At 33.8% G+C, this 18893-nt stretch carries 18 protein-coding genes and 1 tRNA gene; 3 read left to right on the forward strand and 16 right to left on the reverse strand.

The window, feature by feature from the left end; genetic code table 11:
* Positions 1–5: 5 nt before the first annotated feature.
* The 7 genes from ES677_RS05325 to ES677_RS05355 form a co-directional block, all read right to left on the reverse strand.
* A complete protein-coding gene (locus tag ES677_RS05325; protein ID WP_148380664.1) occupies positions 6–686 on the reverse strand; it encodes an HNH endonuclease in 681 nt (226 codons plus the stop codon).
* Positions 683–1981 carry an AAA family ATPase gene (locus ES677_RS05330; protein ID WP_148380665.1) on the reverse strand — a complete coding sequence of 433 codons (1299 nt, stop codon included), beginning with the start codon at positions 1979–1981 and terminating at the stop codon, positions 683–685. Before ES677_RS05330 ends, ES677_RS05325 begins: the two co-directional genes overlap by 4 nt.
* Positions 1971–2156, reverse strand: a complete 186-nt coding sequence (locus ES677_RS05335) for a DNA modification system-associated small protein (protein WP_148380666.1) — start codon at positions 2154–2156, stop codon at positions 1971–1973. Before ES677_RS05335 ends, ES677_RS05330 begins: the two co-directional genes overlap by 11 nt.
* 7 nt (positions 2157–2163) lie before the next feature.
* Positions 2164–3522, reverse strand: a complete 1359-nt coding sequence (locus ES677_RS05340; protein WP_148380667.1) for a restriction endonuclease subunit S domain-containing protein — start codon at positions 3520–3522, stop codon at positions 2164–2166.
* Positions 3510–6239 carry a restriction endonuclease subunit M gene (locus tag ES677_RS05345; RefSeq protein WP_148380668.1) on the reverse strand — a complete coding sequence of 910 codons (2730 nt, stop codon included), beginning with the start codon at positions 6237–6239 and terminating at the stop codon, positions 3510–3512. The genes ES677_RS05340 and ES677_RS05345 overlap by 13 nt, the downstream gene beginning before the upstream one ends.
* On the reverse strand, positions 6239–6433 hold the full coding sequence (locus ES677_RS05350; RefSeq protein ID WP_148380669.1) for a helix-turn-helix domain-containing protein: 195 nt from the start codon (positions 6431–6433) through the stop codon (positions 6239–6241). The genes ES677_RS05345 and ES677_RS05350 overlap by 1 nt, the downstream gene beginning before the upstream one ends.
* A 583-nt stretch (positions 6434–7016) precedes the next feature.
* Positions 7017–7101 (reverse strand) — tRNA-Ser (locus ES677_RS05355).
* A 204-nt stretch (positions 7102–7305) separates the two neighbouring features.
* Here ES677_RS05355 and ES677_RS05360 point away from each other — a divergent pair.
* Together ES677_RS05360 and ES677_RS05365 are read left to right on the forward strand one after the other, a co-directional pair.
* A complete protein-coding gene (locus ES677_RS05360; protein WP_148380670.1) occupies positions 7306–7935 on the forward strand; it encodes an NAD(P)H-dependent oxidoreductase in 630 nt (209 codons plus the stop codon).
* 117 nt (positions 7936–8052) lie between these two features.
* Positions 8053–9246, forward strand: a complete 1194-nt coding sequence (locus tag ES677_RS05365; RefSeq protein WP_148380671.1) for a DegT/DnrJ/EryC1/StrS family aminotransferase — start codon at positions 8053–8055, stop codon at positions 9244–9246.
* Between the two features lie 144 nt (positions 9247–9390).
* Here ES677_RS05365 and ribB read toward each other — a convergent pair whose 3' ends face one another.
* The 6 genes from ribB to tpx form a co-directional block, all read right to left on the reverse strand.
* A complete protein-coding gene (ribB, locus tag ES677_RS05370) occupies positions 9391–10539 on the reverse strand; it encodes a 3,4-dihydroxy-2-butanone-4-phosphate synthase (RefSeq protein ID WP_148380672.1) in 1149 nt (382 codons plus the stop codon).
* 46 nt (positions 10540–10585) lie between these two features.
* Positions 10586–12391 carry an LptF/LptG family permease gene (locus tag ES677_RS05375; RefSeq protein ID WP_246124377.1) on the reverse strand — a complete coding sequence of 602 codons (1806 nt, stop codon included), beginning with the start codon at positions 12389–12391 and terminating at the stop codon, positions 10586–10588.
* 61 nt (positions 12392–12452) lie between these two features.
* Positions 12453–13091, reverse strand: a complete 639-nt coding sequence (locus ES677_RS05380) for a LolA family protein (RefSeq protein WP_148380674.1) — start codon at positions 13089–13091, stop codon at positions 12453–12455.
* A gap of 21 nt (positions 13092–13112) precedes the next feature.
* Complete coding sequence (locus ES677_RS05385) at positions 13113–15539, reverse strand: DNA translocase FtsK (RefSeq protein WP_148380675.1); 2427 nt, start codon at positions 15537–15539, stop codon at positions 13113–13115.
* Between the two features lie 128 nt (positions 15540–15667).
* The gene (locus ES677_RS05390; RefSeq protein ID WP_148370152.1) at positions 15668–16045 is read right to left on the reverse strand and encodes a diacylglycerol kinase family protein; all 378 of its coding nucleotides are present in this window, start codon (positions 16043–16045) and stop codon (positions 15668–15670) included.
* A gap of 90 nt (positions 16046–16135) precedes the next feature.
* On the reverse strand, positions 16136–16642 hold the full coding sequence (gene tpx / locus ES677_RS05395; RefSeq protein ID WP_148380676.1) for a thiol peroxidase: 507 nt from the start codon (positions 16640–16642) through the stop codon (positions 16136–16138).
* A gap of 235 nt (positions 16643–16877) precedes the next feature.
* Here tpx and ES677_RS05400 point away from each other — a divergent pair, with 235 nt between their 5' ends.
* Positions 16878–17453, forward strand: coding sequence for a fasciclin domain-containing protein (locus ES677_RS05400; protein ID WP_148370154.1), 576 nt, complete (start codon positions 16878–16880; stop codon positions 17451–17453).
* 91 nt (positions 17454–17544) lie between these two features.
* On the opposite strand, the gene ES677_RS05405 is transcribed toward ES677_RS05400, so the two are convergent.
* From ES677_RS05405 to ES677_RS05415, 3 genes are all read right to left on the reverse strand, one after another.
* Complete coding sequence (locus tag ES677_RS05405) at positions 17545–17802, reverse strand: DUF6952 family protein (RefSeq protein WP_148370155.1); 258 nt, start codon at positions 17800–17802, stop codon at positions 17545–17547.
* An 11-nt stretch (positions 17803–17813) separates the two neighbouring features.
* Positions 17814–18122 (reverse strand): thioredoxin family protein, encoded by a 309-nt coding sequence (locus tag ES677_RS05410; RefSeq protein ID WP_148370156.1) that lies wholly within the window; start codon positions 18120–18122, stop codon positions 17814–17816.
* A gap of 62 nt (positions 18123–18184) precedes the next feature.
* A complete protein-coding gene (locus tag ES677_RS05415) occupies positions 18185–18823 on the reverse strand; it encodes a peroxiredoxin (protein WP_148370157.1) in 639 nt (212 codons plus the stop codon).
* Between the last annotated feature and the right edge of the window lie 70 nt (positions 18824–18893).

The raw sequence follows: 18893 nt of genomic DNA on the forward strand, positions 1-18893 counted from the left end.
ACTCTTTATATTTGACCATTACCTCTTATTACTCTAATTCCGTTTTGATCCAAGTCTTTAAAAAGACCTTTTACTGCGTAAACTCTATCTATTTCTGCCAAAACTAATTGATCACCTTTAAAAACTTCGGACCATATAGAATAATGACCACTCAATAAAGCACAATTAGCAATAACTTTTGCCATTTGAATTATTGGTGCTTGTACCCAGTTGTTATAATTTTCTTTAGCCTTGTCCCACACTTCTTTTCTAGACCTCCATCTAGTATCTGCTTCAGTAGGACTTTTTATTCCTCCTGGTATTCTATTTAAACCCATAAGATTAATTGTAGAAACTGCTTTAATATTTAAAGCTGCAGTTAATATGCCTTTTGGCTTAATAACATCTACTTCTGAATATTCAAAAGCTAAATCTGTATTATCTATATCAGGCCAGATATAGTCCGTTGTATTGGCATTGTGATCACTCTTTATGGTATTACAGTACTTACAAGACAATAAAAAATTATTCCAATCTACTACTGCACCTCCTTGGTTTTGAGGCAAAATATGCTCTACTTCAATTGAATTAAATACTTTCATTTCGCAATAAGAGCAATAATAACCAAGTCTTTCCGCTAAATCGTGTCGTGCCTTTCCGTAATCCGTGTACACTTTAGGCGCTATTCCTTTATCTACAGGCCTCATTGTTTATTTTTTTTATATTCCTGTATAATTTTTTCTTGTTCGATAATGGCATAAAAGGCAGTGTCTAAAGAAAAAGGTTTCATAGCTTCATCTAATTCAGCCTTCATTTCTGCAGTATCAGTTCCTTCTTTAACTGCTTTATAATATTTACTAGCGACTTCAAACATTTCTTGTCTAGACTTACTCCATTGTGGATTGTCAACTTCTTGTAATTCTTCCGCTATATCTTCAATACTTAAATTTATTCCACTAGTAACTTGATTTACTGCGTTTTCTTTAAGTACTATTAATTCTTCTTCACCAGTTTCTTGAATTATAAAAGGCGAGTGTGTAGTTACTATAAATTGAATATCTGGAAATGTATCTTTTAAAACGTGTACAATTTTCCTTTGCCATTCTGGATGTAAGTGTAAATCCAATTCATCTATTAGTACAATTCCTTTTGTTTCTGTTAAAGCATTTTCTTGAAGATGAGGATTTAGTGTTACACATTTAAAAGCTATATCTGCCACTATCGCAAAGAAGTTACGTGTACCATCACTTAACATATTAAAAGGTAGTACGCGACCATCTTGTAATTCAATTTTTAACCCTTGTGGTTTATCAGGATCAAATTCAAAAAATATGTTTTTGCAATTAGGTATATTATCTACAATGGCTTTTTTTACAACATCTAAACTTGTTTCTGTTTGACCTCTTTGTATTCTTGCCAACTCTTTACCTCTAAACCATTTTTGAAAATCCTTGTGAGTAGATTTAGCTTCTAAACATCTGCTATAAGCCCTAAATCTAGAAGCAATAGGTGCTTTAATTGTTTCTGACTTCTCTTTACCATTCATATTTCTTGCTTCATCAAAAAGACGACCAGTTGCATAATATGTTAATAATGGTAAATTTTCTTGCTCTCCCTCTCTAACTTTAGCTTCTATGCGCTTTCCTATTCGTTTGAGTTCTTCTGCTTCTGTAGTAGTGGTCCTATTTTTTGTTCCATTTAATTCTCTAGCCCAATTAACATTGTTTTCTAAAACAATACCTGACGCTTCAACACGAACAGGAAATAAATACTCTTCACTATAGTCATAATTAGCAATATGTATATCTTTTTTATAGATACTTCGTGCATTAGTGTTTCTAATACCCAAGAAAAAAGATCCCATTGCAACCGTTAGAGCTTCTAAAAGTGCTGTTTTACCGCTACCATTTTCTCCAATTATTAAATTGAATTTTGGGTTGAAGTTTACTACAAACTCTTTATAGCCTCTAAAATTCTGAAGTTTTAATTCGCTAATTTTCATTGCTTGCTTTTTTAAGGTCTGACTTAATAATATCTTTTAAGGCATCATAAACCCCTCTACGGTTGTCTTTAAATTGATACTCTTTTACCGTAGCTAATAATTTTTCTACCTTATCAAACCCAACATTGTATTGGGTACAGAGTTCTTGCAATAATTCTTTGTCTGTTTGTGCCATAGTATATTTATTTTGTCGCTGCTACTTCTATTAATTCTTCAACTCTGTTTTTGGCTTTGAGCAATAACTCTTCAGATTTCGCAAGGGACTTTAATGATGTTCTTAATAAGTTTTCAATTTTATCTTCTTGTAAAGAATCAATTCTGGGAACAATAATTTTTCTTACATCTGACGGACTTAAATGTCCATTTGTAGAACCAGTAACCCATCTATTGAATTGTGTCTGCCCTATTGGACTTGATAAAACAGCTAACAAATACCAAGGTGAAATCTTCTCTTTATTTACAGACAAGCCTAATATATCACCAGAAAAACTAATAGAAGGATACCTATTAACAATCCCTATCTTACCAATGGTAGCTCCAGTAACAGCTAAAAGTAAATCTTCATTAATAGCTTTTGATAATGGAATAGAAACATTTCCTTTTGCTATTACATCTATCCCTGATATATCCTTAATACTAACATATGGCTTATCTCCTTTTGAACTAATAAACTGTTGATTACCTTTTAAGATTCTATTTAAAAGTTCTGATAAAGTATTGTGTTTATTATTTTCTCGTATAAATAACTCATACTGAAGAAATTCTGGCTTAAAACATTGAGCATCAAATCTTCTTGAACCACTTAGTTCAGTTAACCGAGTTACTCTAAATTTACTATCATCTTTTTGAAAGTCATTTAAACCTAATTCACTTTCTAAAATTTCAGATGATTTTTGTTTTTGTTTATAAGCTTCTTGTTGTAGCTCAAAAGCCTTTCTTAAATAATCTCCAATTTCTTGTTGATGCGGGAATAAACATTCTGGTATAACAAATTTAGAAATATCATAAGGGTAAATTTCTATTTGCCCACTTGAACCTCTAAAGTTTTGATCGAACTGTATTAAACCATATTTAGAGTTTAAAAAAGCTGTAATAAAATAAGGGTCAACACTACCATTTCTTAAAATAGTAATATGCCCATCACAATATGCTTTATCATTATAAAACCAAACACTTGTTCTGCCTAATGTTCCAACTCCTGTAGATGTAATTAATACATCTTCTTTTTGTACTTGACCTCTATTGTTAGTTTCAAAAAAAGAATCTGTTACGTATTCTTGTCTGGTTTCATTAAAATTCATAAAACCAACATTAACACTGCGCAATGCTTTTATAGTTCCATTATTAGAATATAGTGGTTGAGATCCTCTTTTAATATATTTGAATAATCGGCTAAACTTATAAGTATCACCTGTTTTTTTAAGATAAGAAAGGTTATCTTGATAATCTTTTCTAAAATACTCTGCATCAAACCTATCAGGCTTAATATCTGTGAGATTTACTGTGTTCCAAACTGCCATAGGTTCTTTTAATTTTTCCAAAAATCAAAACCTTGCTCCTTACAAAACTTAACAAATGCTTCCGCTATGTTTAAGTCTGCTTTTTCAAAATCAAAGTCTGGGGTTAATAAATCTTCTCTTGTAATGCTATGGTTTACTAAATCTTGATCTATCTCTGGGTTACCAAAAGTATCTTCTATCAGGTTGCCATCATCATCTAACATATATTCGTAATCACCACTATTGTTTTTACCACCTCTTTCGCTTACTGCCATAAAAATAGGGTAGTCTAATTGTTTGGCTACTTCTGCATCTATGTAGCGGTTTCTTATTTTTTCTATACTATCCTCATTATTTAAGAGTAATTGTAATTTTCCTTTGTTGGTTAACAAAAGTTTTTCTTCTTCTGCAAGTGGTATTTGTTTATCGTAGTTTTTAATCTCTGCTTTAAGTTGTTTTGCTTTTTCCTTTTGGCTGTCTTTTAGGGTTTTTATGGCTACTTTATGCTGTTCTTTAATAGGCTTAAAAGCTGCATTAAATTCTTTCATTGTGCCATCACGGTTTTCTTTAGCTATTTCAATTTCTGCCTTTTGGGTTAATTGCATAGCTTCTACAACATCTACTAAGCCTGATAATTTACCTTTTGCTTTTAAGAGACCATTTTTTAAATCACTTATTTTATCTTCAATGATTTCTAACTTATCATCTAAAGATAACGGTTCGTTGCTTTCTTCATCCTCTTCATCTGATTCTGTTTCGTCAGTTTCCTCTTCTTCAATTTCAGGTTCAGGATATTCTTCTAAGAGTAACTCAAAAATTTCTTCTGCAATGTTTTCTTCAGGAATATCTAACTCATCTTCAAACTGTGCTAATACCTCTTCTATTTGTTTTGCATAATCAGGACATTGGTTTTCGACTTCGTTTTGAACCTTGATAATATCAGCCAATTCTTCATCTGTATATTTCTGAATGAATAGTACTGATGTTTTAGTACCTGTGTGTGGTTTAAAAGAATTGCCGTGTAAACCAACAACCCCTAACAAACGAGCTTTACGCAATATCCATTCTCTAATAAACGCTAAAGAAGAGTTATTGAATTTACCTTGTGGCAATACAATTGCAGCTCTACCACCAGGGCGAAGCATTTTTACAATACGCTCTATAAATAAAACGTCTCGTTCTTCTTTGGGTGTTTTATCTTTTGCTCTTTTTAACGCTGGTTTTGCTAAATCGTATTGAATGAGCATTTTCCTTTCCTTCATTTCACCAGCAAACGGTGGGTTAGCAAGAATTACATCAAAATTCATTTCACCAAAGTACTCCCAGGCTTTATCACTATCAGTAAAATTTTCGCCTTGAGGTATTTTCGCTTTAAGTAGTTTTGTCTTACTTAACTCTGTCATTAAATATTGACCAGATTTATTGGTATACCAATCTCTTGGATCAAGACTGCTTACATCTGGACCAAAGATATTTGTATGGCCATCACCTGCAATTAACATTAATGCACGTGAGGTTTTGGCAGCTCTTGCTTCAATATCAATGCCCCAAAGATATTTTCCAGCATATCTTGATTTTCTCAATTCTAATTCATCAGTACCTGAAGCTGGATACGCCCAATCCATTGTATGTAATAAAAATCCTGCTGAACCACAACTTGGATCCATCACATAATCATCACTTTGTGGGTTTAGCATACGCACACACATTTCGATAACGTGACGAGGTGTAAAAAACTGCCCTTTCTTTTTCTTTGCTTCTGTAGGCAATAAATACTCGAAAGCATCATCCATAATACGCAAATTAGAACCCATCAAACGAACAGGTTCTATAGGTCCTATACATACTTGTAAGTGGTCTTGTTTTAATTCGATATTCTCATTATCCTTAAATATTCCTTGCCACTCAATACAAGCCTTCCTAAATAAGCCATTAATTGTAGCATAAGTCAATGAAGGGTCTTCAAACTTTTTGAACTCAACCTCTTTATGAGGTCTTGTTTTCTTGTTAGAATCAGCCTCTTTCTCGTCCCATATTTTTGCGAAAATAAGTTTAAATATCTCATTGAACTCGTCAGCTCCACTATTTGCTAAAACCAATTCTTCTAGGTCTTGAATAATTTTTTTGAAGTTGAATGATTGCTTTAATTGTGTTAATGTTCTTTTTATTTCAAGTACATCTTTTTCCTCTTCATTGACTTTGGGTACTTCTGAAAGGGTATCAAAATCTTTGCTTTGAGGTTTGTATAAAATTAAACGGTCTGTACCATTAGACCATATACCAATTGGATTTCCTTTTGCTCCTAAATAACTTTTAAGCTGCTCAATACCGTCTTTACGTTTTGGTTTTTTAATTTCAAAAAGTAGTTTGACCGTTTCCTTAGATTCGTCTCTATAAACTGCAATATCTGCGTGTTTTGTATTCACCTCTACGCCAAATTGAACTGGAATTTCACAAACTATTTGTTCAGGCTTATAATTGTAAAAATTGATTAATTTATACACCCACAATTGTCTTACAATTTCTTCAGCAGCAGATTTACCACCTTCTACATAGACTTGAATTTCTTCTTTTTCAGAATACATTGAAGCCAAAGGTTTGATGTAGTATATTTTTTTACCTGTTTGCTTTCCTGTTCCATTTTTAGAATAGATGTTAATCATATCGTGGATAGAAATGCCCAAACCTTCAAACTCTGAAAGCTCATATTTTACTGCTGGGTCTTTGAATATTTTATCTATTACTTGTTGTGTGGTCATTATTTCTTGTTTGATATTATCAATTCTTTTACGTCAATGTCAAGTATCACTGCAATTTTAATAAGTGTTTCTAATCTCGGTTGTTGTCTATTTTGCGCATAAGCATTAACCATATTGTAACTTTTCCCTAACTTCTCGGCAAGCCAAATCTGTTTTATACCTTTTTCTTCCAACACTTCCTTGATTCTGTTCATTTTCAGACGTTGTTTATTCAGGAACTAATGTAAGTAGATTTTTCATTTTATCTCATAAAGTTGTGAGTTTTATACTTTTTTTTCACTCTGTTTATATTTGACGTTAAGATAGTCTAAGTACTTTTATTTTTTTAGGATACATCCATCTACAAAATGTCTAATAACTAAGGATTAATCGTTAAGTAAAATTAAACAGGAAATTTTCATGATTACTTTAATGAAAAATAAAATACAACTCCATTAACAGTATTATTTTAACGATATGAACATAATAGTATAAGAATCTAATATAAAATAAAGGTAAAAATGCTAACTTAAGTAACAAGTTGTGTCTTCAAAAAAAATATTTTAAGTTAAATAGAAATAATGTTTGGAAATTAATAAACAGACATTAATTATACGATTAGTAAATTGCTTTTCCTTGAGCAATGAAATAATTAACTTTTAAAACAAACATTAAGAAGTGATTTTTTGAGGTTATCACTAAATTAATTTAGATAGGATGTGGTTTAGTAGAACTGTCAACGTTACTGTCAACTTAAAAAGCAAAGCCCCGTAAACATTACGTTTACGGGGCTTTTAGCGGAGAATGAGGGATTCGAACCCCCGGAGGTGTGACCCTCAACAGTTTTCAAGACTGCCGCATTCGACCACTCTGCCAATTCTCCAAGTGTCTCATCAAGTATGCCCTGATTGCGGGTGCAAATATAGAATCCTTTTTAGACTATTTCAAATAAATCTACGCCTTTTTTTATTTTATTTTATTTTTAATCATTATCTCCTTATTAATAAGTTAGTTATCGATTATTTTTCTAATTACATTATCTTTTAAAATAATCAAATAGTACTTTTGCACACTAAATTAAAGAGTAATGGAAATAATAGAGCAGTTAAATTGGCGTTATGCCACTAAAAAATTCAATAAGAATAAACAGCTTTCCGCTCAGGATATACAACAATTAAAAGAGGCGTTTAATTTAACCGCGACTTCTTACGGCTTACAGCCTATTAAATTAGTTATCCTTAGTAATAAAACACTGCAAAAGGAATTGGTAGCGCATACATTCAATCAGCCGCAAGTAGAACAAGCTTCTCATGTGCTTGTGTTTTGTATCGAAACTAAAATTGACACTAATTATATAGAAACGTATTTTAAAAGGATTAAAGCCATCAGAAACACGCCAGATGCGATTACAAATCCGTTTAAGCAGTTTTTAATTGAAGATTTTGATAAGAAATCGCAAGTGGACATTGAATCGTGGGCAGTAAAGCAAGTCTATTTAGCGATGGGAAACCTATTAACGGTTTGCGCCCTTCATAAAATTGATGCGTGTCCTATGGAAGGTTTTGTTGGCGATAAATACGATGAGGTTCTCGATTTGAAATCAAAAAATTTAAAATCTATATTAATAATGCCCATTGGCTTTAGAGCCGAAGATGATATGTTTGCTGACTTTAAAAAAGTGCGAAAACCACTGTCAGACGCTGTTATAGAACTGTAAAACAGTCACTAATGTTGTAATAGAAATACACTTTAAAAACCGCTGCAATTAAATGATGAGCGGTTTTTTTTATTAACGAATTTCAATTAATTTTGAGTTCACCTTAAAAGAAGAAAAATGCCAGGATTTGAACGCTTTGGAGAACAAGAACGCAAGCAAGTGCAAGATGTATTAGATAACGGTGTATTAATGCGCTATGGTTTTGATGGAATGCGAAACGGACATTGGAAAGCCAAAGAATTGGAACGTGAATTAGAACGCACGTTCAAAACACAACACGCTCAACTGGTATCTAGTGGTACGGCAGCAGTAACCGTTGCTTTGGCGTCGGCTGGTGTTGGAGCGGGAGATGAGGTGATTATGCCCACGTTTACGTTCGTAGCGAGTTTTGAAGCGATAATGATGCTTGGGGCAGTTCCTGTTTTGGTAGATATAGACGATACCTTAGCTATAGACCCAAAAGCGGTTGAAGCGGCCATTACACCAAAAACAAAGGCCGTTATGGTTGTGCAGATGTGCGGAAGTATGGGGCGAATGAATGAACTTGAAGCCATCTGTAAAGCGAATAATCTCTTACTAATTGAGGATGCTTGCCAAGCTATTGGAGGAACATTTAACAACAAACCTTTAGGAAGTATTGGGGATTTGGGCTGTTTTTCTTTCGATTTTGTAAAAACGATTACGAGTGGCGAAGGTGGCGCGGTCATTACAAATAATGACGCTTATTATTCACATTCCGATCAGTATAGCGACCACGGTCACGATCATATAGGAAGCGATAGAGGTGCCGAAACACATCCGCATTTAGGTTATAATTTCAGGATTTCAGAATTGCACGCGGCGGTGGGCTTGGCTCAAATAAAACGTTTACCAGAGTTTTTAGAGGTACAAAAAAATAATTTTACAGTATTACGTGAAGCTTTAGCTGAAATACCAGAAGTAACCTTTAGAACAGTTCCGGAAGGAGGGGAGGAAAGCTATGCCTTTTTAAACTTCTTTTTACCAGATTTAGAGAGTGCTAGAAAAGCGTCGAAAGCATTAAAAGAAAGTGGTGTAGATGGTTGTTTCCATTATTATGATAACAATTGGCATTACATAAGAGAATGGAGTCATCTTAAAAATATAAAATCGTTATATCCCATTTCTGCGGAAGTCAAAAACGGATTGAAATATTTAGAAACCAAAACCTTCGAACAGTCTAATCACTATATCGCAAGAAACATTTCGTGTTTAATTAAGTTAGCGTGGTCGCAAGAGGAAGTAAAGCGTAGAGCACAATTAATGGTGGATGCTATTAAAGCGTCTGTTTAAAAGGTTCTAATTAATTTAACTAATAGGCAAAAAAAAGCGCAAATTAACTTTAGTTAATTTGCGCTTTTTTGTATTTATATTTCAAACAAAATCTGGTGTCTTGTTTCTATATTTTTTCTCTCTTTCTTTCTCCTTTCAAACCAACTAGTAATTCACGTATTCTAAGATTTCTAAACCATAACCAATCATCCCTACCCGTTTTGTTTGTTGTGAGTTAGAAATTAATTGCAATTTATGAATATTCAAATCGTGTAAAATCTGTGCTCCAATACCAAAATCTTTTGCATCCATTTTTATTGCAGGAGCTTTTACTAAAGTCTTTTCTTGTTGTGTTTCTTTCAACACATTTAAACGCTGCAGTAAGTTTAAGGACTGTGCTTCTTGGTTTATAAACAAAATAGCGCCTTTACCAGCGTCGTTTATCACTTTAAACATACCGTCAAGCTTTTGGTCGGCATTATTAGTCAGCGTTCCTAAGATGTCATTATTTACTAATGTGGAATTCACGCGGGTTAACACAGGTTCATTGGTCGTCCACTCTCCCTTGGTTAACGCAATATGCACTTGATTATTAGTCGTTTGTTGGTAGGCTCTTAATCGGAATGTTCCGAAGCGCGTTTCTAAATTAAAATCTTCTTTTTTATCAATTAAAGAATCGTGATCCATTCTATACGCCACTAAATCTTCAATAGAAACAATTTTTAAATCGAACTTTTTCGCGACCTCAAAAAGCTGCGGTAAACGCGCCATCGTTCCGTCTTCATTCATTATTTCAACTATAACACCTGCAGGATTTAATCCCGCTAAACGTGCAAAATCTATTGCCGCTTCGGTATGTCCGGTACGACGTAATACACCACCTTCTTTTGCTACTAAAGGAAAAATATGTCCTGGTCGTGCTAAATCGAATGGTTTTGTCTTTGCGTCTACTAAAGCCTTTACTGTTAGCGCTCGATCTCCGGCCGAAATTCCTGTGGTAACCCCTTGCCCTTTTAAATCTACCGAAACGGTAAATGCTGTTTCCATAGGATCGGTATTATTCGTAACCATCATATGTAAACCTAAATCTTTACAGTGGTGCTCGGTAAGCGGTGCACAAATTAAGCCCCGTCCGTGAGTCGCCATAAAGTTTATCATTTCTGGAGTTACTAACTCGGCAGCAGCAATAAAATCACCTTCATTTTCTCTGTCTTCATCATCGACAACAATAATAACCTTACCGGTCTTTATGTCGTTAATCGCTTCTTGAATGGTATTTAATTTAAATTGTGTTTTAGCTTCTGTTGTTGTCATTACAATGCCGTTTTAATGTTATAAAGATAGTGCTAATCGGTATGTTTTAAGCAATATCTAATTTGAATTTTCTGCGTCTATTGAAATAAATGATGGGAAATAATATAAATCCGATAAGTAATATAGCAGGTGATTTTTTATGTCTATTAAAGTGTAAAGTCGTGGTGTAAGCGCGGTAACTAATATATGCTTTTAAGAAATGAATCGCGTAAACCACCGCCGAAATAGCGCTTAAATACAGTGCTGAGATCGCAATTTGAGGTAGTTTATTATTTTTTAATATAAAAAATGAGATAAAAAGAACAATGGCAATGCTGTACGCCGCCAGTGCTATTCTTGAAACTACTCTATAATTTAAGAGCGTACTGCTCGCAATCGCTCTGTTTTTGTCTGAAATAGCAACTGGTGTTATATCAGTACGAGTAACTTTCAAACCGTCGAGAGTTTCTGTTTCCTCTTCAGCTTTATTTAATTTGTTGTTTGGGAACTTCTTTTGAAACCATTTTTTTATAGGTTGGGTAATATGATCAAATTCAAATAAACCACGGTCGGCAGTTGCTCTTCGCGTTAAATAAATACTTAAGGGCAACATAATTAAAGTAGAAAACCAAGTGGCTATCACCGGACTAAAGCTACTGTCTTTTGCGCTGTTTTTGGCGAAAATACCTATAAAATGATAACTTAAAAAGAGTACAATGGCTATTATCATAGGTAAACCTAAACCTCCTTTTCTAATTAATGCGCCTAAAGGTGCGCCAACAAAAAACAGAATAACACAAGCGAATGCTAAGGCAAATTTTTCGTGAAAGGCAATAATATGTTTATTTAATGTAGTGGTCTTAGCTTTTAAATCGGCTTTTTTAGAAGTGATAATATTAGTGGTACTGCTTATTGAGTTTATAGCGTATTCAATAAGTTGAACTTGGCGTTTTGCACTGAATAAATCTAGGACATCTCCAGTAAATTCCAAATCTCTTGTGGTGTCTACGGTAAGATTTAGGGTTTCAATATTTGTGCGTTTGTATAAGGTTGTAGAAAAATCCGTATAGGTGGTTTGTCTGGCTTGAGCTAAGGAATCTGTAGTTTTCGATAAATCACTAATGTTAAGCATAGTGTACTTATCATCGTATGCTTTATCATCGAGATCGACTTCATTCAATTTCGATAAATCAATATTCATTGTGTATTTTTCGAACTCACTTTTTAGAAAAGGCTCTTTTCTTCGTTCTTGAATATCTTTTGGTGGCGTATCATTATAATAATACCCATCAAATAAAATCAATTTAAGAACATTGGAATCTATTTCGCTAACTAATTCTCCGTTTTTCGCAATAATAGTAGTATAATTTCCAATTTTATTAACTTCAGATTGGTGAATAACAACCTGTTCTAAATATTGTCCACGATCACCAGTTTTCTTTGAAACCTTAATATTAAAATTGTCTCCAATTTGATTAAACTGCCCTTCGGCTATAGCCATAGCGGGTTTAACCTTAGCAATGTTTTTACGTAAATTGTAACTGTTATACTCCGCCCAAGGAATTACGTTATTACTAAAAAAGAAAGTGGTTATGGCGAGTCCAACAATAAAAACACTTAAACCAGACATTGCGCGTTGTAGCGATATTCCGGTAGATTTCATTGCGGCAAACTCATAGTTTTCGGCGAAATTTCCAAAGACCATTATAGAAGATAATAAAATGGTTAAAGGTAAAATAAGCGGAATTAGAGTAGGGGTGATGTAAAATAAAAACTTGGCAACCGTAATTAAATCAAGATCTTTTCCTGCCAACTCCTTAATGTATAGCCAAATGGCTTGTAATACAAAAATCAGCATGAGTATAACAAACACGCTGATAAAAGTTTTTAGATAAGAGCTTAATATATATCTATCTAGTATTTTCAAGGGTAGCCTAGTCTAAGTTATTAATATAGTAGTCACTATACTTACTTTTGTCAAAAGTAAACAAGGTTTTCGAAATAGGCTCGTTTGTTTTAAAAGAATTAACAGTGAGTGTTGTGCTCGTAGTGTTTTTACCTGTTTCTATTAAATTATAGATATGTTTGGTTTGGACATCGATACCCAAAAGAATAAATTTTATCTCTGAGTTTGAATCGATAGGAATTAGTTTTACATATTGAATTTTTCGCCCTTTTACATTCTGAATGATATCCATTTTGTAGCTGAAACCATCCTCGTAAAACGATAACATTTTGCTAGGGGTAATGCTACCTTCACCTTGTGCGTTTTCTGAAGAAATAGTAACTTCTTCATCTTCAGGGCTAATCGTATATAATGTTTTACCATCGAATATTCTTGTAATGCCCAAAATATTCAATTTGTATTTCTCACCTAACATAGTAACATCTCCGCGTGTTTCTTGCTGAATGTTTTCGGCCGAATTGTTTAAAGCATATTTAAAATCGATAGCAATATTATCGTAGCTTTTTACTTTTTGCGACACTTCGCTTAAAAGTGCTTTGGCATCGTTAGCGTTCTGACTAAAAACTGATGAGCTGATAAGCAATAAGAGTAATACTAATTTTTTCATTTTAAAATCGTTTCGTTTAATTTATTGACCTTCGTTTTCTAATAGGGAATCTAAAGAAGCTAAATCGGTTACTAATACCTGTCGTGCTTTACTACCTTCAAAGCCACCAACAATTCCTGCGGCTTCTAATTGATCGATAATACGACCAGCACGGTTATAACCCAATTTTAATTTACGTTGTAATAACGATGCCGAACCTTGTTGTGCGATAACTAAAATCTCTGCGGCTTCTCTAAAGAGTTTGTCTCTTTCCGCGATATCTATATCAAGATTTGTGCCACCTTCTTCACCTACATACTCTGGAAGTAAATAAGCATCGGGATACGCTTTTTGCGATCCTATAAAATCGGTAATTCTTTCCACTTCTGGGGTGTCTACAAAGGCACATTGTATACGTATTAAATCGTTTCCTTGCGTATATAACATATCTCCACGGCCAATAAGTTGGTCGGCTCCAGAGCTGTCTAAAATAGTTCTAGAATCTATTTTACTAGTTACTCTAAAGGCTATTCTCGCCGGGAAATTGGCTTTAATAATACCGGTAATTACATTTACCGACGGACGTTGAGTTGCAACAATTAAGTGAATACCAATAGCACGTGCTAATTGTGCTAAACGCGCAATTGGGGTTTCTACTTCTTTTCCAGCCGTCATAATTAAATCGGCAAACTCATCGACCACTAAAACGATATATGGTAAGTAAGCATGGCCGTCGTTAGGGTTTAATTTACGCGCTTTAAATTTTACGTTATACTCGGCAATATTTCTACAAAAGGCATTTTTAAGCATTTCGTAACGATTGTCCATTTCAATACACAGTGAGTTTAAGGTGTTTATAACCTTGGTGTTATCGGTAATAATCGCTTCGGCGCTGTCGGGAAGTTTCGCTAAATAATGTCGTTCTATCTTATTAAAGAGCGTTAATTCTACCTTTTTAGGGTCGACTAACACAAACTTAACCTCTGCAGGGTGTTTTTTGTATAATAATGAGGTAAGTACAGCATTTAACCCAACCGATTTACCTTGACCTGTTGCACCTGCCATTAATAAGTGAGGCATTTTAGCTAAATCGACAACAAAGGTTTCGTTGCTAATGGTTTTTCCTAAGGCGATAGGTAATTCCATTTCCGATTTCTGAAACTTTTGCGATGCTATAACCGAGCGCATAGAAACAATAGTCGAATTTCTATTGGGTACCTCTATACCAATCGTTCCTTTTCCAGGAATAGGAGCAATAATACGAATCCCTAAAGCGGCAAGAGATAAGGCGATATCGTCTTCTAAGTTTTTAATTTTAGAAATACGCACGCCAGCATCTGGTACAATTTCGTAAAGCGTTACTGTAGGCCCAATTGTTGCTTTTATAGACTGAATACCAATTTTGTAGTTGTTTAAAGTTTCTACAATTCTGTTTTTCTTGTCTTCAAGTTCGGCTTGGTCAATTTTTATGCCTTCAATGTTATATTTTTTTAATAAATCTAAAGGCGGAAATTTAAAGTTTCCTAATTCTAACGTTGGATCGAATAATCCAAAGTCTGCTACTAATTTATCTGACAAATTATCGGTTTCCGATTGTTCTTCAACAATTTTACCAACTTCCATTTCTAATTCCTCTTCCTCGTCAACCTCTTCCTCCTTAGGGATTTCAATTTCTAAAGCGGTTTCAACTGACGGTTCTTGGGGTGGTACAGCTTTTGGTTCTTCCGCTTCAACTTCTGGAGCCTTTTGTAATGTAGGCTCTAAATCTTCACTCTCTAAATCGAAAGATGATTTCATATCTTCGGCTTCAGCACTTAAATTATTATCTACCGGCACCACATCATTTTTAGCGTCTTTAAAATCAGATTTAATTTCTTTTTTAGCTTTTTTAAACGCGTTACTGATACGTTCTGGCGTCACTTTAAAACGTATTGCTAAATAGATGATTAACCCAAATAATAATAATAATACAGTCCCAATTATACCAATAAAATCTTGAATGAAGGTATTGAGCTCAAACCCAATAGTACCGCTTAAAATATCGTTTTTATGACCTGCAAACCCGAACAAAGTTGACATCCAAAGTGCTATTAATGTGCCCCAAAACCAATGCTGAATTAATTGTGCTTTTTTTAAATCTAATAAGGTGAAAACACCCGATAAAAAGACTAATCCGGCAAATATAAAGGCCGAAAGTCCGAACCCACGCTGAATAAAAAAGTCGCTTAACCACGCACCAGATTGACTTGCCCAGTTTTCGGTTTCTACCGCTCGCGAAGGTAATTCGCTAAGAATACTTTGGTCTGCTTTTCCAGTAAATAAAAAAGACAAAAAAGCGATAAATAAAAGGATGCCTAAAAGCACCAAAAAACTACCAAAGATTAGCTTTTGCTGATTGTTTAAAACAAATAGAGGTTTCCTTACTCTTGGTTCTTTTGCTTTTTTTGCTTTAGGTTTTTTCTTCGCCATTATAGGTTTTTAGTGTGCAACAAAAATACAAATTACTAGGGTTTATCCTAATGGAGAATTACATTTTAAAATTGCTTTTTTATGAATTGATTTGGAGCTTTTTAAGTGTTTTTGTTATTTATATAGGGTTAGGTTAATGCTAATAGTTTAGGAATGTAAATAATACAGCCTGCAATTACTGCTGCGACAGCAAAAATAAATACAGCGCCTGCGGCTAAATCTTTAATTAAACCAATTTTAGGGTGGTGTTCTGGGTGTATAAAGTCGGCGATGGCTTCAATAGCAGTATTAACGCCTTCTAACGCCATGATAGTTGCAATTACTAGTGTTTGTATAATCCATTCGGTGGTACTTATTTTAAAGTAAAATCCGGCAATCGTTACTAAAACACCGATCCCAAACTGCACTTTTATACTGGCTTCGGTAGTGAGTAATAAAAAAGCGCCCTTAAAAGCAAAACGCACACTTTTAACTCTATTTATAAAAAAAGAATCTTTTTCACCCATAAGATTATACTATATAAGACGCTTGAAAGTTATAAAAAATAACATTAGCAAGCGTCTTAATTCTTTAAATGACCTGTGTTTTAAAGTGTTTTATTTATTTAATATAGCGCTTAAAGAGGCTTTGTAATTTGGTTCGTCTACAATATCTGATACTTGTTCGGTATACGTAACCACACCGTTTTCGTCTAATACAATTACACAGCGCGATAATAGCGTTTCCAATGGACCTGAAGTCATATTTAATCCATAATCTTTTCCAAAGGTGTCACTTTTAAAAGCCGAAAGCATTTCGACATTTTTTATTCCTTCGGCACCACAGAAACGTGCTTGTGCAAAAGGTAAATCTTTAGAAATACAGAGCACTTTAGTGTTTTCTATTTCTGAAGCTTCCGTGTTAAATGAGCGAACCGACTGTGCGCAAGTACCTGTATCAATACTTGGAAAGATATTTAAAATCACTCGACTTCCTTTATAGTCGGCAAGTGTTTTAGAGCCCATTTCGGGAGTCGTTAATGTGAAATTTGGTGCTTTATCTCCAACGTTAGGAAGAGATCCAGAAGTTTCTATTGGGTTGCCTTTTAATTTTATTGTACTCAAAATAATATGTTTTAGGGTTAAAGTATAAATTTAAGACTATTAAAATAGTTTTAAGAATAAAGCACTGTTTTTTTTTAGAATGAAGAACCCAGTTTAAACAAGAGTTTAGCAGTGATTGTGTTTTTTATATCTGTTAATAAAAAGTTAAAACCTGAGTTTTTAAAAACCGTAGCCAAAGGGCTTTCGTTAATATGCCTGAAACATAAAAACAATTAATAAACTTAAACTTTAAACTATGAAAACTTCAAATGTATTTAAAATAGCCTTAGTTGCTGTATTATTCGTTTCATCTCAAAGCATTTTTGCTCAAGGTATGATGAAAGAATCAACAAAAATGGTTGGTGGAGCTGAAATGTATCCATCAAAAAACATTGTAGAAAATGCAGTAAATTCTAAAGACCACACAACACTGGTTGCAGCTGTAAAAGCCGCGGAGTTGGTGGAGGTATTATCTAGTACTGGTCCTTTTACTGTCTTTGCGCCAACAAATGCAGCGTTTAATAAATTACCAGAAGGTACGGTAGAGACGTTATTAATGCCAGAAAACAAAATGATGTTGCAAACTATTTTAAAGTACCACGTCGTTGCAGGGAAATGGAATGCTGCAGACGTTGTAAAAATGATAAAAAAAGGAAAAGGTAAAGCTGAAATTAAAACCGTAAGTGGTGGTTTGATTACTGCTTGGTTAAAAGGAAAGGATGTCTATATTACAGACGCAAATGGTAATTCGGCAAAGGTAACAATCGCCGATGTAAACCAATCTAACGGAGTAATACACGTTATCGATACCGTTTTATTGCCAAAATCGTAACTACGATTGGTGCTACTTATTAAAACATCTATGAAAAAGAGAAAAACCACCTTGTAATGAGGTGGTTTTTTTAGGCCTAAAAATGAAGTGCTTATTTGTCTATAGAACCTAGAACACGCTTCATAAAGGTATTTAATGCTTCTTTTTGAGGGGTTCCCTCTTTAACCATTTTATGGACTTCGATAGCGCCGTACATATTAGAAATTAATTCCCCTATAACATCTAATTCTTCTTCTTTTAACGAAGGGACTTCTGTTAAGGCTTCAAGTGTTTCTATAGTTTCTACAACATAATCCTCGTCATTTTCGGCTATAAACTGTGTTAAATGTTTTATTACAGGTAATTTCATTTCTTTCTAAGTTATAATACTGGGTTAACTAATTCCTTTAAAACATCAAACTTATTAGTTTGAACTTGATTTAAAAATTCACCATCTTTAAATACGGCAAACGTTGGTAAATTATCAACAGTTGCCATTTTACGAGACTCTGGGAATTTTTCAGAATCCACAATAACAAAAGTTACATTTTCATTTTCTGAAGCTAATTTTTTAAATTTAGGCTTCATAATACGGCAGTTACCGCACCAAGTCGCAGAATACTGTACAATAACGGTATTGTTATTACTTACAACTTCTTTTAAATTATCTTGATCTAATTCTTGTATCATAATTTTTAGAGTTTAAATTAAACCACACGATTGGTACACAATCGTGTGGTTTTAAAATGAGTTTAGTGAGAAGCTAAATAAGCAGCAGTACCTTCTCTATTAGCCTGCATTCCTTCTTTTCCTTCTTCCCAGTTTGCTGGACAAACTTCACCATTTTTTTGTACGTGCGTATAGGCATCTATTAAACGTAAAAATTCGTTTACGTTTCTACCTAATGGCATATGGTTAATGCCTTCGTGAACAACCGTTCCTTCCTCATCGATAATGTAAGTTGCTCTATACGTAACATTGTCACCTTCTAGAATTACATTTCCTGTTTCTTCATCGTACTCTTCGTTAGTAATATCTAAAATACCCAAAGTAGAAGCTAAATTTCTATTAGTATCTGCTAAAATAGGATAAGTTACACCTTCAATACCACCATTGTCTTTAGGTGAGTTTAACCAAGCAAAATGAACTTCGGGAGTATCACAAGAAGCCCCGATAACGATTGTGTTACGTTTTTCAAATTCACCTAATGCTTCTTGAAAAGCGTGTAATTCTGTTGGGCAAACAAATGTGAAATCTTTAGGGTACCAAAAAAGTAAAACTTTTTTCTTGTTATTAATTGCTTCTTCAAGAACGTTCACTTTAAAAGTGTCGCCCATTTCGTTCATTGCGTCTACGTTTAAGTTTGGGAATTTTTTTCCTACAAATGCCATATTATATATATTTAATTGTTAATAATTTTATCTATTACAAAGATAGGTTAGAAAAGGCGTTTTAAACAAG

This window comes from Bizionia gelidisalsuginis (genome assembly GCF_008086185.1).
GTDB lineage: Bacteria > Bacteroidota > Bacteroidia > Flavobacteriales > Flavobacteriaceae > Bizionia > Bizionia saleffrena.

Bases quoted from the DNA above. Each gene is read 5' to 3' on its own strand.
- ES677_RS05405 (WP_148370155.1), bottom strand. From the start codon at position 17,802: ATGAAATTACCTGTAATAAAACATTTAACACAGTTTATAGCCGAAAAT.
- ES677_RS05335 (WP_148380666.1), bottom strand. From the start codon at position 2,156: ATGGCACAAACAGACAAAGAATTATTGCAAGAACTCTGTACCCAATAC.
- ES677_RS05325 (WP_148380664.1), bottom strand. From the start codon at position 686: ATGAGGCCTGTAGATAAAGGAATAGCGCCTAAAGTGTACACGGATTAC.
- ES677_RS05345 (WP_148380668.1), bottom strand. From the start codon at position 6,239: ATGACCACACAACAAGTAATAGATAAAATATTCAAAGACCCAGCAGTA.
- ES677_RS05360 (WP_148380670.1), top strand. From the start codon at position 7,306: ATGGAAATAATAGAGCAGTTAAATTGGCGTTATGCCACTAAAAAATTC.
- ES677_RS05380 (WP_148380674.1), bottom strand. From the start codon at position 13,091: ATGAAAAAATTAGTATTACTCTTATTGCTTATCAGCTCATCAGTTTTT.
- ES677_RS05365 (WP_148380671.1), top strand. From the start codon at position 8,053: ATGCCAGGATTTGAACGCTTTGGAGAACAAGAACGCAAGCAAGTGCAA.
- ES677_RS05385 (WP_148380675.1), bottom strand. From the start codon at position 15,539: ATGGCGAAGAAAAAACCTAAAGCAAAAAAAGCAAAAGAACCAAGAGTA.
- ES677_RS05330 (WP_148380665.1), bottom strand. From the start codon at position 1,981: ATGAAAATTAGCGAATTAAAACTTCAGAATTTTAGAGGCTATAAAGAG.
- ES677_RS05410 (WP_148370156.1), bottom strand. From the start codon at position 18,122: ATGATACAAGAATTAGATCAAGATAATTTAAAAGAAGTTGTAAGTAAT.
- ES677_RS05390 (WP_148370152.1), bottom strand. From the start codon at position 16,045: ATGGGTGAAAAAGATTCTTTTTTTATAAATAGAGTTAAAAGTGTGCGT.
- ES677_RS05400 (WP_148370154.1), top strand. From the start codon at position 16,878: ATGAAAACTTCAAATGTATTTAAAATAGCCTTAGTTGCTGTATTATTC.
- ES677_RS05415 (WP_148370157.1), bottom strand. From the start codon at position 18,823: ATGGCATTTGTAGGAAAAAAATTCCCAAACTTAAACGTAGACGCAATG.
- ES677_RS05350 (WP_148380669.1), bottom strand. From the start codon at position 6,433: ATGAACAGAATCAAGGAAGTGTTGGAAGAAAAAGGTATAAAACAGATT.
- ribB (WP_148380672.1), bottom strand. From the start codon at position 10,539: ATGACAACAACAGAAGCTAAAACACAATTTAAATTAAATACCATTCAA.